At 64.8% G+C, this 15,584-nt stretch carries 13 protein-coding genes; 6 read left to right on the forward strand and 7 right to left on the reverse strand.

What is annotated here, in order from left to right; all coding sequences use genetic code 11:
- The first annotated feature begins 113 nt into the window (after nt 1-113).
- Both HX613_RS13115 and HX613_RS13120 read left to right on the forward strand, forming a co-directional pair.
- Nucleotides 114-1,091 (forward strand): hypothetical protein, encoded by a 978-nt coding sequence (locus tag HX613_RS13115; protein WP_235345735.1) that lies wholly within the window; start codon nt 114-116, stop codon nt 1,089-1,091.
- A complete protein-coding gene (locus HX613_RS13120) occupies nt 1,088-2,107 on the forward strand; it encodes an aminoglycoside phosphotransferase family protein (RefSeq protein ID WP_235345736.1) in 1,020 nt (339 codons plus the stop codon). The genes HX613_RS13115 and HX613_RS13120 overlap by 4 nt, the downstream gene beginning before the upstream one ends.
- A gap of 96 nt (nt 2,108-2,203) precedes the next feature.
- On the opposite strand, the gene HX613_RS13125 is transcribed toward HX613_RS13120, so the two are convergent.
- The gene (locus HX613_RS13125) at nt 2,204-3,010 is read right to left on the reverse strand and encodes a TSUP family transporter (RefSeq protein ID WP_235345737.1); all 807 of its coding nucleotides are present in this window, start codon (nt 3,008-3,010) and stop codon (nt 2,204-2,206) included.
- A 13-nt stretch (nt 3,011-3,023) separates the two neighbouring features.
- Nucleotides 3,024-4,871 carry a proline--tRNA ligase gene (locus HX613_RS13130; protein WP_235345738.1) on the reverse strand — a complete coding sequence of 616 codons (1,848 nt, stop codon included), beginning with the start codon at nt 4,869-4,871 and terminating at the stop codon, nt 3,024-3,026.
- Nucleotides 4,872-5,172: 301 nt separating this feature from the next.
- On the opposite strand from HX613_RS13130, the gene HX613_RS13135 reads away from it, so the two are divergent.
- Both HX613_RS13135 and HX613_RS13140 read left to right on the forward strand, forming a co-directional pair.
- Nucleotides 5,173-5,904, forward strand: a complete 732-nt coding sequence (locus tag HX613_RS13135) for an NUDIX hydrolase (RefSeq protein WP_235345739.1) — start codon at nt 5,173-5,175, stop codon at nt 5,902-5,904.
- A 17-nt stretch (nt 5,905-5,921) separates the two neighbouring features.
- Nucleotides 5,922-6,338, forward strand: a complete 417-nt coding sequence (locus HX613_RS13140) for an RNA-binding S4 domain-containing protein (RefSeq protein ID WP_143922516.1) — start codon at nt 5,922-5,924, stop codon at nt 6,336-6,338.
- 318 nt (nt 6,339-6,656) lie between these two features.
- On the opposite strand, the gene HX613_RS13145 is transcribed toward HX613_RS13140, so the two are convergent.
- Together HX613_RS13145 and ispG are read right to left on the reverse strand one after the other, a co-directional pair.
- Nucleotides 6,657-7,535 carry a GNAT family N-acetyltransferase gene (locus tag HX613_RS13145; protein ID WP_235345740.1) on the reverse strand — a complete coding sequence of 293 codons (879 nt, stop codon included), beginning with the start codon at nt 7,533-7,535 and terminating at the stop codon, nt 6,657-6,659.
- 59 nt (nt 7,536-7,594) lie between these two features.
- Nucleotides 7,595-8,743 (reverse strand): flavodoxin-dependent (E)-4-hydroxy-3-methylbut-2-enyl-diphosphate synthase, encoded by a 1,149-nt coding sequence (ispG, locus tag HX613_RS13150; protein WP_235345741.1) that lies wholly within the window; start codon nt 8,741-8,743, stop codon nt 7,595-7,597.
- Between the two features lie 193 nt (nt 8,744-8,936).
- Here ispG and HX613_RS13155 point away from each other — a divergent pair, with 193 nt between their 5' ends.
- Entirely contained in the window at nt 8,937-10,385 is a 1,449-nt protein-coding gene (locus tag HX613_RS13155; protein ID WP_235345742.1) for a serine hydrolase domain-containing protein, read from the forward strand.
- Between the two features lie 21 nt (nt 10,386-10,406).
- On the opposite strand, the gene HX613_RS13160 is transcribed toward HX613_RS13155, so the two are convergent.
- Both HX613_RS13160 and dxr read right to left on the reverse strand, forming a co-directional pair.
- Nucleotides 10,407-11,900 carry a M50 family metallopeptidase gene (locus HX613_RS13160; protein WP_235345743.1) on the reverse strand — a complete coding sequence of 498 codons (1,494 nt, stop codon included), beginning with the start codon at nt 11,898-11,900 and terminating at the stop codon, nt 10,407-10,409.
- A 1-nt stretch (nt 11,901) separates the two neighbouring features.
- A complete protein-coding gene (gene dxr / locus HX613_RS13165) occupies nt 11,902-13,143 on the reverse strand; it encodes a 1-deoxy-D-xylulose-5-phosphate reductoisomerase (RefSeq protein WP_235345744.1) in 1,242 nt (413 codons plus the stop codon).
- 99 nt (nt 13,144-13,242) lie between these two features.
- Here dxr and HX613_RS13170 point away from each other — a divergent pair, with 99 nt between their 5' ends.
- Nucleotides 13,243-14,442: an acyl-CoA dehydrogenase family protein gene (locus HX613_RS13170; RefSeq protein WP_235345745.1), complete on the forward strand. Its 1,200-nt coding sequence runs from the start codon at nt 13,243-13,245 to the stop codon at nt 14,440-14,442.
- Nucleotides 14,443-14,709: 267 nt separating this feature from the next.
- Here HX613_RS13170 and HX613_RS13175 read toward each other — a convergent pair whose 3' ends face one another.
- A complete protein-coding gene (locus HX613_RS13175) occupies nt 14,710-15,543 on the reverse strand; it encodes a N5-glutamine methyltransferase family protein (RefSeq protein ID WP_235345746.1) in 834 nt (277 codons plus the stop codon).
- Between the last annotated feature and the right edge of the window lie 41 nt (nt 15,544-15,584).

The following is a 15,584-nucleotide window of genomic DNA, read 5'->3' on the forward strand; positions in this document are numbered from 1 at the left end:
CCGCCGACGAAGGTGTGCCCCGCGCGGTGACGTCGTTTCTGCCCTGCTGATTGCCTTAGCACCACCCTAAGCGACTCCCCCGTGTGAGGTTAAGCATCCGCTAGGATTGGCCTATGCGTTTTCCCGTCAGCCGCCGCGCTCTTCTCCTCTACGGTGTGAGCGGTGCGAGTCTGAGCCTGCTGTCGGGATGCGGTGTGAGACTCGATACTCCCCCGGACGTGCCGACCCTCGATGAGTCGAACCAGCTGCGCAACCGCATCGCCAGAATCCTCGCCGCCACCACCGCCGGAGACGGCGACCCGGAGACCGCTGGTGAGGACCTGCAGAAACTCCGGGACGCCATCGGTCCCGTGTGGTCGCCACCAACCGAAATGGCCACCGAGCCCCCACCGTCGGAAGAGCCCCGCACCTACATCGAAGCCGCCGAGGTGGTGTCGGATGCCGTCTTCACCGCCGTGCCGACATTGGGCTCGCCCCTCATTCCGGTCCTCGTGGACGTGGCAACCGGTTTGACGCTGACTGCGGGCACCGAGCGCGCCGAGATCATTCGCAGCGCCGACGCGCTGATCCGTGACTCACGCGAATCCCGCGCTGCAGAGGCTTCCGGCTCATCGGGCGCCGCGAGGGCTTCGAACTCACCCGAGTCGCAGCCGCCGACCGCAGACGATTCGACCTCTCCCCCGATGTGGAATGACATCCTCAACCAGGCCAGGGCAGCGACATATGGCTATGAGCGTCTCGCCGTGAACTTCGACACGAAGTCACGCGAGCGCAGCAGTGCCGTGGCGCGACTGGAGTCCCTGGGCTCACTGGCAGGCGAGATGCTCGAAAAGCTCGGTGAGAAGAACGCTGAACCTGATGCTCCCTCGTGGAAACTCGACCCCATCCCAAGTGACCCGGAGACCGCGAAAGAGCTGGCTCTGGCCCTCGAAGACGGTGTTGCAGCAGCGATCCTTCCCTGGCTGCAGAGGGATTCGGGGGCCGCTCTGCGGCTGTGGGAGTCGGCTCGAACCCGCACGGTCTTCGCCAGCCCGCAGGTGCTCCGGTACTCGTATCCCGGGGATTCGGGAGAGGCAGAGGCGCAGCAGTGAAGGTCCCACCGGTCCTGTACAACTCCACTCGCGACATCATCGGCGAGTACCGCACCTCGTCCTGGGTCGCCGCACTGGATTTCATGGCCAATGAGCTCCTCGACCGGTGGAAGCTGAGCTTCGACGAGGTCCCCGGCTCACCCTGGGCCGGCTGCGAAAGCCTCGTCATCCCGGTTCTGACTCAGGAGAACTATCAGGGGGTGCTGCGCTTCGCAGCCCCCACCTCGGCGGCATCTGCTGCCCATGCGCAGGCTCTGCGGGCGCTGAAGATGTGGAACGGGCACGGCGCTGTCCGGGTGATCAGGGACGATCACAGCTTCAGGGTGACCCTCCAGGAACGGTTGCGAACGAAGGACAATCTCTCCGTGCTGCCCCTGGCCGATGTGCCCCCGGTCTGGGGTGCCCTGCAGAAGTCGCTTGAGATTCCCTCGGATTCCGACTTCCTGCGTGTCCAGGATGTGGCCGCAGGATGGCTGAGCACCTTTGACGCCGATGCGGGTCTGCTCAGCGGCTGGACCGAGGCGGGTCCTGGTGATTCTCTCCTGCTCTCCTTCGCACGCAACTGGATGCGCACTCTTGCCGCATCTGAGGAGAATTGGCTCGTCCACGCCGATCTGCACTACTACAACATCCTCGCCGGCAACCCCGACGCCGCGGGCATCTCGACGTGGAAGGCCATCGATCCGCTGCCGCTCTCGGGGCCCACCGCCTACACCTTGGCGCCGGTGCTGTGGAATCGTCTCGTGGAGATTCCGTCCCAGCATCCGCAGGCCCAGGCCGCGTGGCTGCGCGGTTTCGCCACCGACCTCGCGCTGTGCGCGGGCATGGACCCGCAGTACGGGATGGGTGCCGCCGTCGCTCGGGAGGTCACGAACATGTTCTGGTACCTCAGGTCAGCCCGCAGCGGATCGACCGGGGCGCTGGCCGATGCCGCCCGCTCGCTGTGGGTTGCGCGGGCACTGTCGGGAGCAGACGTCGCCGGCGTCAACGCCCACGCGCTCAAACCCATCGGCTGATCCCCTCCCCAACTACCTGGCGACGGCCCAGCAACCTTGCGCGAGGTTGCTGGGCCGCCGCCAGGTAGCAGTAGGGCGGCACGGGAATGACAGCGGTCAGTGGATGAGGCCGGAGATCACGTCGTAGCCGAGTTTGATGATCATCGCGGAGACCACGACGACGAAGATGACTCGCACGAATCCGGATCCCTTCTTCAGGGCCGTGCGCGCACCGAAGATTCCGCCGGCGACATTGCCCACGGCGACGACGAGACCGAGCGCCCATACGACCTGGCCATCGGGGATGAAGAAGACCAGTGCCCCGAAGTTCGTCGCCCAGTTGATGACCTTCGCGGTGGCTGAGGCCTGGAGGAATGAGAATCCGATGACTGTGACGAACGCGATGACGAGGAAGGATCCGGTGCCCGGGCCGAGCACACCGTCGTAGACGCCGATCGTGAGCCCGATCAGCCACGACAGCCCGTGATGACGTTTCGAGGACTCCCCGAAGCGCAGGCTCGCATCGGCGCCGAGGCTGGGGTTGAGGACCGTGAAGAGTCCGACCCCGATGAGAGCGGCGAGGATGATCGGTGTGAAGAGCTCACCAGGGACCAAGGTCGCGAGTTTGGCGCCGAAGACGGCTCCGAGGAATGCCGTGGCAGCGGCAGGGATCGTCGCCGACCTGTCCGGGGTGATCTTGCGCAGATAGGTCACCGCCGAGGCGGTCGTCCCCGCAATCGAGCCCACCTTGTTCGTGGCGACCGCTTGGACCGGTGTCATTCCCGGCACCAGCAGCAACGCCGGCAGCTGGATCAGACCTCCGCCGCCGACGACGGCATCGATCCATCCGGCCAGGACTCCTGCGGCCAAGAGCCACAGAAGCATGCTGAGGGTGACATCGATACCTGCGGTGAGTGCCTCCATCACCTGCGTCGGTTCACCGTGCGGATGATTCCGCGATTGCGGCGTCTGCCGCAGCGGCGGCCGTGGCGTAGGCGTCACGGATCGTGGCCACGGTGGAGGCGACGACCTCGGCGACGGGCTGTTCTGACTTCTCATCGGTCAGACGGTTGCGGACTTCGACGACTCCGTCGGCCAGGCCACGACCGACGACGATCACGGTCGGGATGCCGATGAGTTCGGCGTCGGCGAACTTGAAGCCGGGTGAGACCTTGAGGCGGTCGTCGAGGAGGACGGTCACGCCTTCGGATTCGAGTTCGGTCGTCAGCTTCTCGGCGGCCGCGGCGATGTCCTCACCCTTGCCTGCGGCGATGATGTGCACATCAGCTGGGGCCAGATGCTGAGGCCAGAGGAGACCGGATTCGCTGTGGTATTCCTCCGCGATGCAGGCCATGACGCGGGTGACGCCGAGGCCGTAGGAGCCCATGGTCACGGTCGTGGCCTTGCCGTTCTGGTCAAGGACCTTGAGGTCGAGGGACTCCGCGTACTTGCGGCCGAGCTTGAAGATCTGACCGATCTCGACACCACGGGCCAGCTCGAGCGGGCCCGAACCGTCGGGTGCGGGGTCACCGACGACCACCTCGGCGGCTTCGATGGTGCCATCAGCGGTGAAGTCGCGTCCGGCGACGAGGTCGAAGACGTGCCGGCCGGGTTCGTTGGCGCCGGTGATCCAGCGGGTGCCCTCGACGACACGTGGGTCGAGGAGGAAGCGGAGCTTCGAGGTGCCCTCGAGGCCGAGAACCTGGTTGTCGAGGTCGAGGCCCGGTCCGATGTAGCCTTTGACGAGCTCCGGGTGAGCGACGAGGTCTTCGGTTGTGGCGGCTTCGAGATCGACTTCGCCGTTGCCCAGCATTCCGGTGCCGGCGGCGCGGTCGAGGTCGACGTCACGGTCACCGGGCAGACCGATGACGATGATCTCGCGGGTGCCGTCGGGGTGGGTGACGGCGCAGACGACGTTCTTGAGCGTATCGGCGGCGGTCCAGGCGCGGTCTTCGCGGGGGTGGTCTGCGTTCGCGGCATCGACGAGGGAGTCGATGGTGGGTGTGTCAGGGGTGTCCTCGACGTGAGCTGCAGGTGAGTTCTCGAACGGGATCGTCTCGGGCACGATCGAGGTCACGGCCTCGACGTTGGCGGCGTACCCTCCGGGTGATCGCACGAAGGTGTCCTCACCGACCTCGGAGGGGTAGATGAATTCCTCGGTGCCCGATCCGCCCATGGCTCCGGGGGTGGCCTTGACCGGCAGGCAGGGCACGCCGAGTCGGGCGAAGGCCCGCAGGTAGGCCACGCGCATCGCTTCATAGGAGGCGTCGAGTCCTGCGTCGTCGATGTCGAAGGAGTAGGCGTCCTTCATGATGAACTCGCGTCCGCGCAACAGGCCTGCACGGGGCCTGGCCTCGTCACGGTATTTGGTCTGGACCTGGTAGATCGAGAGCGGGAGGTCCTTGTAGGAGGAGTAGAGATCCTTGACGAGGAGGGTGAAGACCTCTTCGTGGGTGGGGGCGAGGATGTAGTCGTTGTCCCTGCGGTCCTTGAGGTGGAACAGATCGGGGCCGAAGGCCTCCCAGCGTCCGGACTTCCGGTACGGATCGGCGGGCAGCAGTCCAGGGAAATGGACTTCCTGTGATCCGGCTGTGGCCATCTCCTCGCGCACGATCGCTTCGATCTTGCCCAGGACCTTCAGTCCCAGCGGCAGCCATGTGTAGATCCCCGGGGCCGATCGGCGGATGTATCCCGCACGGTGCAGAAGTCTGTGGCTGGCGACCTCGGCTCCGACCGGGTCCTCCTTCTGGGTTCGCACAAACAGGGACGACATGCGCAGGGCCATGGGTGATACTCCTCAACTTGTCAAGACTCAGATCGAACACTATCGCACGCGAGTATCCGCACGGCAATTATGAGGCAGAACCGATCAGACCGGCGAGCGAGAACAGTCATCTGGCAGGTCCGAATCTGCCGCGAGCCGACCATGGATCCGTCGAGTGATGGGCCCGGATTCGTCAGGTGAAGGGCCTGGATTCGTCAGGTGGTGGAAGCGAATTAGACTGGTGGGCACACACGTCCACCAGGGCCTGAGCGATTCAGGCCGATTCGCTTACCCGACCGACTCGCTGACCGATACGAAGAGCATGCCTGATTCCACTCAACTGACGCAGTTCCCGCGGCCCTCGGTCGCGGTCGACACCGCGGTCCTCTGCCCCGTCCCCCGACGTGGCCTGCACGTGCTCCTCACCCATTCCGGCGACGGCGCGTGGCAGCTGCCGGGGTCGATTCTTCGACCCCAGGAGCGACTCGCCGAGGCGGTTGCCCGGTGCCTGCGCGAAAAGGCGCGGCTCATCGACCGCGCCCCAGTCCAGCTCCATGTCTTCGACCAGCCCGATCGTGACGATCGCGGGTGGGTGATCTCGGTGGCACACCTCGACGTGCTGTCGACGAGAGATGTGGGATTCGGAGACGCGAGTTCCCCGGAGACAGAGCCCGACCCGCAGGACGCGCGCCGGCGCAAGCTGGCACCCGTGCATTCGGTCCGTGAGCTCAGCGCAGAGCATCAGGAGATCGTCCGAGTTGCGGTCCACCGCCTGCGTTCGCTGCATGAACGCACGCCCGACCCGTTCGGGCTGCTTCCGGAGGAGTTCTCGCTGCGGCAGCTGCGTGAGCTGCATGAGATCGTCTCGGGAGAGGACCTGCAGGCAGACACTTTCCGCCGCACGATGCTGCCGCTGCTGGCACCCACCGGTCAGGCCGTGTCCCAGGGACGCGGCCGCCCCGCCCAGACATTCACCCGCCGCGCAGAGATCGCCCTGCGTCGCGATGCAGACATCGTGAGCCCGAGCACCGGCGCTGACGACGGTGGACTCTGAGGTAGTGGAGGCTGACTGTGGAGATTGACCGCTCACCCGGCAAGCACGTTCGCGTGGACGTGTGGCTGTGGACGACAAGGATGTTCAAGACCCGAAACCTGGCTACTCAGGCCTGCCGTGGCGGTCATGTCCAAGTCGAGGGTCAGCGTGTCAAGGCAGCGCAGAAGGTCTCCATCGGCCAAGAGGTGCGCGTACGCAAGGCCAGCACCGAGTTCATCTGGAAGATCACCGGCTTCGTACCCACACGTCCGCAGTCATCGATCGCCGTGCAGTGCTATGAGGATCTCACCCCGCCACCGGATCCTGCTCTGCGCGGATTCGTCCCTCGCAGAGACAAAGGCCTGGGTCGGCCGACGAAGAAGGACCGCCGGGAGATGGAGAAGTTCCTGGGCGACATGGCCAAGCCTCGGAACCGAGATCGCCGAGACCCCTGAGATCCCTGAAGCCGTCGCCGAGATCCCTGAAGCCTTCGCTGCAACTCCTCTCGTCTCGTCGCGGCTCCTGCCGTCGCAGCCGTCACTGCGACTGACGTCGTCGAGAGACGATCGCAGCCTCGAAAGCACACTCCCTGAAGTCGGCTCTCCATCCTGAGCTCTGCCCTCGACGCGAAGCTCTGCTCTCGGCGCGGAGCTCTGCCACGCGTTGTCACAAGCCAGAGGCCGGTCCGTGGCCGGTCCGTGGCCGGTCGGAGGCCGGTCGGAGGCCGGTCCGTGGATGGTCGGAGGCCGCCTTGAAGCCGTCGCTGCGGTGGGTCAGTACATGATCGTGGCGAAGGTGCCGACCTGTTCGAAGCCGACACGTGTGTACATGCGCAGGGCCACCTCGTTGTAATCATTGGCGTAGAGGCTCACAGTGGAGTGCCCGGCCGCCCTGGTCTGCGCCACGACTGCCGCCATTCCTGCAGCACCCAGACCCTGCTGCCGTACGTCGGGATGGACCCAGACGCCCTGCACCTGAACGATGCTCGGTGCCCGGATGCCGATGTCTGCTTTGAACAGCACCTGCTCGGACTGATCCGTCGCAGGCCAGCGTCGCACCGGACCACCTTGGGGCAGTGTGTCCGAGATGCGCGCGAAGCAGTTCTTACCCCTGATGATGTTGCGGACACGAGCCAGGTAGCTCGATTGGCCGCCTTCGATCGGAGAGAAGCCCACCTCGTTGGTGAACATGTCGACACTGGCTGAGAACACCGCGGGCAACTGTTCCACCGTGACCAGATGCACCGCCTCGTCGGGTTCGATGAAGGGGTCGGAGCTGATTGCCAGCAGCGGCTGCCGGTCACGGACGCCGCGGGGGCGTCCCCAGTTCAGGCGGCTGTGCAGATCGAGGATGATCTCACGGGAACCGATGAGGGAGCAGGAGTAGCGCCCATCGGCATTGAGCTTCTGCGCCAGTGCCTGGTTCGTTCCCGGGGTCGCAGCCACGGGAATGATGTTGCCGCCCACCCAGTAGGCTGCCACCGGCCGGTCGCCATCGAAGACACCCAGCAGCGAACCGGCGGGCGAGCCCATCTGCGCTGTCCCCGTGACTTCGAGCAGCGCGATGAGGTAGACGTTCTCACAAGGGTTGAGCGCGAGCAGACTCTTCAGCCAACCGGTGTGCTGATGTCCCAGACGAGCGACTCTCAGCACGAGAGAGCCTCCTTGTTCTGATCCTCACACACCGGGCAGCTTTTCGGATAGGTCTGGTATCAGCCGACGACGACGTCAGGAGATCCGGACGGGGCGTCGGACTCCGCTGCGATGCGGTTGGCCTCTTCGATGAGAGTCTCGACGATCAGGGCCTCGGGCACGGTCTTGATGACCTCGCCCTTGACGAAGATCTGGCCCTTGCCGTTGCCGCTGGCCACACCGAGGTCGGCTTCGCGTGCTTCGCCGGGACCGTTGACGACGCAGCCCATGACAGCGACTCGCAGAGGAACTTCCATGCCTTCGAGGCCAGCTGTGACCTTGTCCGCGAGGGTGTAGACGTCGACCTGGGCGCGTCCACAGGACGGGCACGAGACGATTTCGAGTTTGCGAGGTTTGAGGTTGAGGCTCTCCAGGATCTGGTTGCCGACCTTGATCTCCTCCACTGGTGGCGCGGAGAGCGAGACGCGGATCGTGTCGCCGATGCCCTGCGACAGCAGTGAGCCGAAGGCTGTGGCGGATTTGATCGTGCCCTGGAAAGCAGGTCCGGCCTCGGTCACGCCCAGGTGCAGGGGCCAGTCACCGCGCTCGGCGAGCATCTCGTATGCGCGAACCATGACCACAGGGTCGTTGTGCTTGACGGAGATCTTGAAGTCGTGGAAGTCGTGCTCTTCGAACAGGGATGCCTCCCACACAGCGGACTCGACGAGCGCCTCCGGAGTGGCCTTGCCATACTTCTCCATGATCCGCTTGTCCAAGGATCCGGCGTTGACACCGATCCGGATCGAGGTTCCGGCGTCACTTGCCGCCTTCGCGATCTCCTTGACCTGGTCGTCGAACTTGCGGATGTTGCCGGGGTTGACGCGCACAGCGGCACAGCCGGCGTCGATCGCGGCGTAGACGTACTTCGGCTGGAAGTGGATGTCGGCGATGACCGGAATCTGCGACTTCTGCGCGATCGCCGGCAGTGCCGCAGCATCATCGGGCGACGGGCAGGCCACGCGCACGATGTCACAGCCCGAGGCGGTGAGCTCGGCGATCTGCTGCAGGGTGGCGTTGATGTCTGTGGTCTGAGTCGTCGTCATCGACTGGACGCTGACAGGGAAATCGGAACCGACGCCGACCTTTCCGACCTGGATCTGTCTCGTCTTCCGTCGCGGCGAGAGCACAGGAGGTGGTGGAGCAGGCATTCCGAGGTTGACCGATGTCACGAAGACAATCCCTTCATTGACGACTAGTGACCAGACTGATCGTTCGAGTCAATCATATTGTAGGACTTCAAACCGTGTCCGGGCTCCTCGACCACGGTGTGGTCGCTCACCACAGCATCATTTCGCAGGTATTGTGAAGGAAACTTGCCGTCCGGTCAGTAGATCCGAGTAGATCCGAATAGAGGAGATGTCTGTGAGCCGAGGAGCTTCCGTGCCGTTCACCCACCCCGATGTCCAGGCCATCGTCGGTCGCCTCGAGGCTGCAGCCGATGCCCTCGCAGAGCAGGGCGGAACACTCGCCTGGGGTGTCTTTCGCCGAGGCGAGACGGGGATAGCTGCCAAGGGCGACGTTCCGTACCGGATCGCGTCGATGACGAAGTCGTTCACGGCCGCCGCGACCGGTCTGCTCGCCGCCGATGGCCTGGATCTTGACAGCCCGCTGGACCGGATCATCCCCGAACTCGCAGGCACATCGATTGCCGACCGCACCTGTCGGCAGGCGCTGACGATGGGCACCGGGTTCACGAAGGACGACCCGTGGGCCGATCGGGTGGAGGCGATGACGCGCACCGAACTCATCGACTACATCAAGCGCGGAGCCATCCCCATCGCTCCAGCCGACACCGGATACGAGTATTCCAACCTCGGCTACGCACTCCTCGGCCTCGTCACGGAGTCCGTGACCGGGAAGTCGTTCATCGAATTCGTCACCGCCGAGGTGCTGCATCCTTTCGGTCTCAGCCGCACCGGTTTCGACGTCGCCGACTTCCCAGACCTGATGTCCGGCATCCGCATCGACCGCAGCGGCGAGGGTCACCCGGCCGAACTCACCGGCCCAGGTGTCTTCTCCCCCATCGGCGGAGTCATCTCCACGGTCAACGACATCGGCACTTGGATGAATGCCCATATGGACGCCCTGGATGACCTCGACGGCTATGCGCCAGGAGCACTGCCGCGGATCCTGACGGACAACCAGCAGTCGCACCGACTCGTCGAGGTGCAGAGAAGCGAGCACCATACCGAATCCGTGAACTACGGCTTCGGCCTGCAGCCCCGTCTCGACTCCCGCTTCGGTCGCGTCATCTGCCATTCCGGCGGCTACCCCGGGTACGGCTCGCACATGCGCTGGTTCCCGGACCTGGGACTGAGCATAGTCGTGTTCGGCAATACGACGTACTACCCGGCCGAAAGCACCGTCAGAGACGCCATCGACGCAGGGTGGGCCGCGGCCACCGGCGATCCCGGTCTGCGGCTGACACGCACCTCCACCTCGGTGCCGGCACCTCATCACCCAGTCGCACCCGAACAGTCCGCGACCGTGCTGCGGGCAGCGAACCTGGTCATCGACTTCGACGAGAGCGTCGCCGACGAACTCTTCACCATCAACATGGACCTCGACGAGCCCCGTGCCGAACGGCGTGAACGATTCGACGCGTGGAGAGACGAGCTCCAGCTGACTCAGCCCTTCACACCTGACGATGTCACCATGACGACCCCGCTGAAGGGGACCGTGACGGTTCCTGACTCGCGGACCGGAGGCGAATCCGACTCGGCGAACACGCCTGCGACGAACACGACGGCGACGATCACGGTGAGCTTGGACCACCTCGGCGAGGTGCAGACGATCTCGCTGAGCAGCTGAGGGTGCCTCTCCGGAGTCTATCTACCCGGAGTTGAAGATCGCGTCGAGCGTGACGGGTTTGACGAGGTCGACGTAGACGAGCAGCGCCGTCATGCACAGCATCAGACCGATGACGACGTAGGTCAGGGGCAGCAGCCGGGCCGTGTCGAAGGGGCCGATCCTGCCGCGCCCGCGGATCTTGTTGATCTGCCGGCGGGCGCCCTCGTAGAGGCCCACTGCGATGTGTCCGCCGTCGAGCGGCAGCAGCGGGATCATGTTGAAGGCGAACAGGAAGATGTTGAGTGATCCCAACATGCCCAGCCCCACCTGAGCTTTGTCGACGATCTGGAGCTGGTCCGTCGACACGATCTCGCCGGCTATCCGACCGACTCCGACCATCCCGACCAGCCCCTCGGCGTCACGTTCCTTCGAACCGGTGGCCACCTCGGCGATGTCGACGAGCTTGACCGGCAGGGTCACGATGGCGTGGAAGACGCCGCTGACCTGGTCCCAGACTGCACCGGGGAACTCGTTCAGCGGCAGCGCCTGACGCTCTTGGACGGGTCCCACGCCGAAGAACCCCTCGGTCACGGTCTGCGGTGTGCCGTCGGCGTTCATCACGGGCTGTCCGCTGTCATCGACGCGGGCCTGCTCATGGGCGATGATCGGGACGTTGACGTTCTGAGTGTGACCATCGCGGGTGAACTCCACGTCGACCCGCTGGCCGGCATGGTCCTTGATGACGCCGGAGAGTTCGTCCCAGCTGTCGGTGGAGACACCGGCGACCGAGGTGATGTCATCGCCTGGTTTGATTCCGGCTTCCCATGCGGGGGTGAGCGGATCATCGTCCTGACAGCTCTTCTTCTGGTCCGCAGGACGCTCCGCTGCTTCAGAGGCGGGCACCGCGCATTCGACGACGGTCTGCACTGTGGTCGTCGGGGTCATGATACCGATGCCGATGAGTGAGATCGCCATGATGATGATCCCGAGAACGAGGTTGACCAGGGGGCCTGCGAACATCACGACGAGTCGTTTGGGCACGTTCAGGGCGTAGAAGGTCCGGTGCTCCTCTCCCGGTTCGATCTCCTGGTTCGAGAATTCCCGGGCATCGGCCATCGTGTTCTCGAACAGGCGTCCGCGCCGCTGCTTCCGTGGGCGGCTGGGAACATCGGTGGCGAGGTCGGTGTTGGCGATTCCTTCAGCCGCACCATCGCCGAGGTGGTCATCGCCGAGCGCGTCGTCAGCGTGCTGGGCAGCGGCGTCTGAGGTCGAGCCGGCCCGGCGCGTCGTCGCCTTGAGCGGGGGGTACATTCCCGGCATGGCGATGAATCCGCCCAAAGGAAGTGCCTTGATGCCGTATTCCGTCTCGCCGCGGCGGAAGGAGAAGACCGTTGGGCCGAAGCCGACCATGTAATGGGTGACCTTGACTCCGAACTTCTTCGCCGGTGTCAGGTGGCCGAGCTCGTGGAGTCCGATCGAGATCGAGATCCCGATCAGGAACAGGACGATGCCGATGATGTAGAGGACGACTGTCATATCAGGAGCCGCCGAGGGTCTTGCCGTGTGCGGACGCGGTCTGGGATCTCAGGTCCTGGCGGGCGAACTCGCGAGCCCAGGCGTCGGCGGCGAGGACGGTCTCGACCGTATGCTCGGCGAAGGGTTCGTGGGCCTGCAGCGCCCGTTCGATTCCCTGGTCGATTCCGGTGAATGGGATCTCACCGCCGACGAAGGCCTCGACGAGGACCTCGTTGGCGGCATTGAACACCGCGGGGAAGCTCTTTCGCTTCCGTCCTGCTTCAACGGCCAGGCCCAGTGCCGGGAAGGCGATGTGGTTGACGGGTTCGAAGGACCAGTGCATCGGCTGTCCCCAGTTGTTGGCCACCGCCCCGGATGCCAGCCGCCGAGTCTGACCGTCACTCTGAGTGCCGAGGGCATAGGCGATGGGCAGGCGCATGTCCGGCGGGGAGATCTGCGCAATCGTCGAGGCGTCGCTGAACTCGACCATCGAGTGGATCTGGGACTGCGGGTGGACGACGACTTCGATGTGGTCGAAGTCGATGTCGAAGAGCAGATGGGCCTCGATGACTTCAAGGCCCTTGTTGACCAGGGTCGCGGAGTTGATGGTGATCATCGATCCCATCGACCAGGTGGGGTGTTTGAGTGCCTGAGCCGGGGTGACACGGCGCAGCGCATCGCGGGTCATGCCGCGGAACGGTCCGCCGGAGGCTGTGATGACGAGCTTGCTCACCTCGCCGTGGGTGCCCGAGCGCAGGGCCTGGGCGATCGCGGAGTGCTCACTGTCGACGGGGATCAGGGCGGCTCCGGTGCGGGCCGCAGCATCGAGGACGATCGAGCCGCCGATGATGAGAGATTCCTTGTTCGCCAGCGCGACGTCGGTGCCGCGCTCGAGCGCGGCCAGGGTCGCACCGAGTCCGGCGGCTCCGGTCACCGCGTTGAGGACGATGTCGGCAGCTGCCCCGGCGACCACCTCGGCGGCATCGGGGCCCACGTGGATCTCACGGACGGGATCACTGATCCCGCGTTCACCTGCGGCCTCCTCCAGGCGCTGCCGGATCTCACTCGTGCCGCCCTCGGGTGGGCTGGTGAGACCGATGACAGGGACCGAGAAATCGAGAGCTTGGACGACCAGCGCATCGAGTTGGGTTCCGGCAGCGAGCCCGATGACCTCGAAGTCCGCTGCGTTCTCTGTCAGGACGTCGAGGGCCTGGGTGCCGACCGAACCGGTCGAGCCGACTACAATGATTCTACGTTTGCTCACGCCTACCGATAATGCCAAAGTTCTCTGGGAAATGACTCGACATCGGCGTCATCGGCGACGTGAGATATGCAATGCGAATCAATGGCGAGAGAGGTTTTTATGAGTGCAACGCTGAGCCCCGACGACATTCTGGGATTGGATTCGGTCTTCGAGGAAGATGACCTCGAGTTCGCGTCGATCGTGAAGAAATGGCTTGATGAGAACGTTCGCGACAAGATCGGCGACTACTTCCTCGACGCCACGATTCCTGCCCGAGAGCTCGCGGAAGGACTCGGCGAACTCGGCCTCCTCGGCATGCACCTCGATGGCTACGGCTGCGGCGGATCCACCGCCACCCAGTACGGTCTGGCCTGCCGGGAGCTCGAAGCCGTGGACTCGGGTCTGCGCTCGCTCGTATCGGTCCAGGGATCACTGGCCATGTTCGCCATCCACCACTTCGGCTCCGAGGCGCAGAAGAAAGAATGGCTGCCGAAGATGGCGGCAGGCAAGGCCATCGGCTGCTTCGGTCTGACCGAACCGGATGTCGGCTCCGACCCCTCGGGCATGAAGACGACCGCGAAGAAGGACGGATCTGACTGGATCCTCAACGGCGCGAAGATGTGGATCACGAACTCCCCCGTCTCCGATGTCATGGTCGTCTGGGCCAAGACCGAGGAAACCGATTCCAAGGGCAAGCCCGTCGTCCGAGGATTCGTCGTCCCCAGCGACACCGAGGGCGTCCAGACGCCAGAGATCCACCGCAAGATCTCACTGCGTGCCTCGATCACCGGCGAGATCGTCCTCGACAACGTGCGCCTGCCCGAAGACGCCATGCTGCCCAAGGCCAAGGGTCTGAAAGGTCCGCTGTCGTGCCTGTCCGAGGCCCGCTACGGAATCGTCTTCGGCGTCACCGGCGCTGCCCGGGACGCACTGCAGTCCGCGCTGGAATACACCGGGACCCGCATTCAGTTCGACCGTCCGCTGTCTTCGTTCCAGATCAGCCAGCAGAAGCTCGCGAAGGCCTTCGGCCAGTACTCGCAGATCACCCTGCTCGCTGCTCATCTGGGCAAGCTCAAGGACTCGGAGAAGGGCGTGCGTCCCGAGCAGATCAGCCTGGGCAAGATGGTCAACGTCGACTCCGCGATGAACGTGTGCCGTGATCTGCGCGCACTCTTCGGCGGTTCGGGTATCACAAGCGAATACCCACCGCTGCGCCACGCCGTGAACCTCGAGACCGTGCTCACCTATGAGGGCACCCACGAGGTCCACCAGCTCACGCTGGGCCGCAGCCTCACCGGAATCAACGCCTTCGCCAACTGACGCTCAAGCGCTGGGCGCTGGTGCACCAGCGGGTGCGGCAGCGGCAGCACCAGCGCCAGCAGCTGCAGCTGCAGCTACGACCGCGCCGCGCTTGCTCTTAGCGATGAAACAGCAACCGCTTGCCGGAAGTGTGTACGTACAGCACAAATGCTGTACTCCCTCTTTGGCAAGCGGTTGTCGTCGTTGCGCGGGCGCTACTGCCGGGCGTCAGGCGTCGGGCATTACTGTGAGGCGTCGTTGCGCGGGTACAACTGTCGGGCGCAAGTGTCAGGCATCAGTTGAAGTCGTGTGGCCCGCTGGGCCCAGTCGCCGCAGCTCGAGCACCGTGGTCTGCTCGTCATCGCCGAGGATGCAACTGGCGCTGAATCCCCTGACCTCTGCGAAGTCAGCGGCCGTGTGCCGCTGTTCTCGGCCGAGTTCGATGAGCAGCACACCTCCGGGGGCCAACCACTCGCCTGAATCCCGGATGAGGCTGCGCACGAGATCCAAACCGTCGGCTCCCCCGAACAGCGCTGTCAGTGCCTCATGCTCGATCGCCTCTCTGGGGAGGAACTCCGCGGCAGCGTCGGGAACATAGGGCGGGACTGCAGAGATGACGTCGAAGCTGCCCAGCAGAGACTGCGGCAGACCCAACAGACATGCGAGTCGGTGGCGGTTGACACTTGGTCCGACGTTCCTACGTGCACACTCAAGCGCCGTATCGTCATGATCGCCGAGGTGGATCTGCGTTTCCGGGAGTGCCCGGGACACCATGGTGGCCACCGGCCCGACTCCACAGAAAGCTTCGAGGAACCGTGCCCCCGCCCCGGCTGCCTCCACGGCGCGTATCGTCGCCTTCGCCAGCAGCGCGGTTCTCTGCCGGGGCACGAACACGCCGGGTGCGACGTGTAGTCGCTGCCCTGCGAATTCGACCCATCCGACTATCTGCTCGAGAGGTTCGCCGGCAACTCGGCGGGCGATGAGCTCGGCCAGGAGGCTGTTGCTCCTCTCAGCTGCAAGGCCAGGCGAACTCGCCACCTGCCCAGAGGACGCCGCAGCATCGATGAGGATGCGGGCTTCGTCCTCGGCGAAGACGCACCCTGCCGCGCGCAGTCGGGCCACCGCCGCGGGCTGGTCCAGCTGCGCAGATTCGTCTGGAGCGG

The organism is Brevibacterium sp. UCMA 11754, from assembly GCF_021532275.1.
GTDB lineage: Bacteria > Actinomycetota > Actinomycetes > Actinomycetales > Brevibacteriaceae > Brevibacterium.

What these genes read in the sequence shown, in the direction of transcription:
- HX613_RS13115 (WP_235345735.1), top strand. Translation starts at nt 114, where the DNA reads ATGCGTTTTCCCGTCAGCCGCCGCGCTCTTCTCCTCTACGGTGTGAGC.
- HX613_RS13125 (WP_235345737.1), bottom strand. Translation starts at nt 3,010, where the DNA reads ATGGAGGCACTCACCGCAGGTATCGATGTCACCCTCAGCATGCTTCTG.
- HX613_RS13130 (WP_235345738.1), bottom strand. Translation starts at nt 4,871, where the DNA reads ATGGCCCTGCGCATGTCGTCCCTGTTTGTGCGAACCCAGAAGGAGGAC.
- HX613_RS13135 (WP_235345739.1), top strand. Translation starts at nt 5,173, where the DNA reads ATGCCTGATTCCACTCAACTGACGCAGTTCCCGCGGCCCTCGGTCGCG.
- HX613_RS13160 (WP_235345743.1), bottom strand. Translation starts at nt 11,900, where the DNA reads ATGACAGTCGTCCTCTACATCATCGGCATCGTCCTGTTCCTGATCGGG.
- HX613_RS13170 (WP_235345745.1), top strand. Translation starts at nt 13,243, where the DNA reads ATGAGTGCAACGCTGAGCCCCGACGACATTCTGGGATTGGATTCGGTC.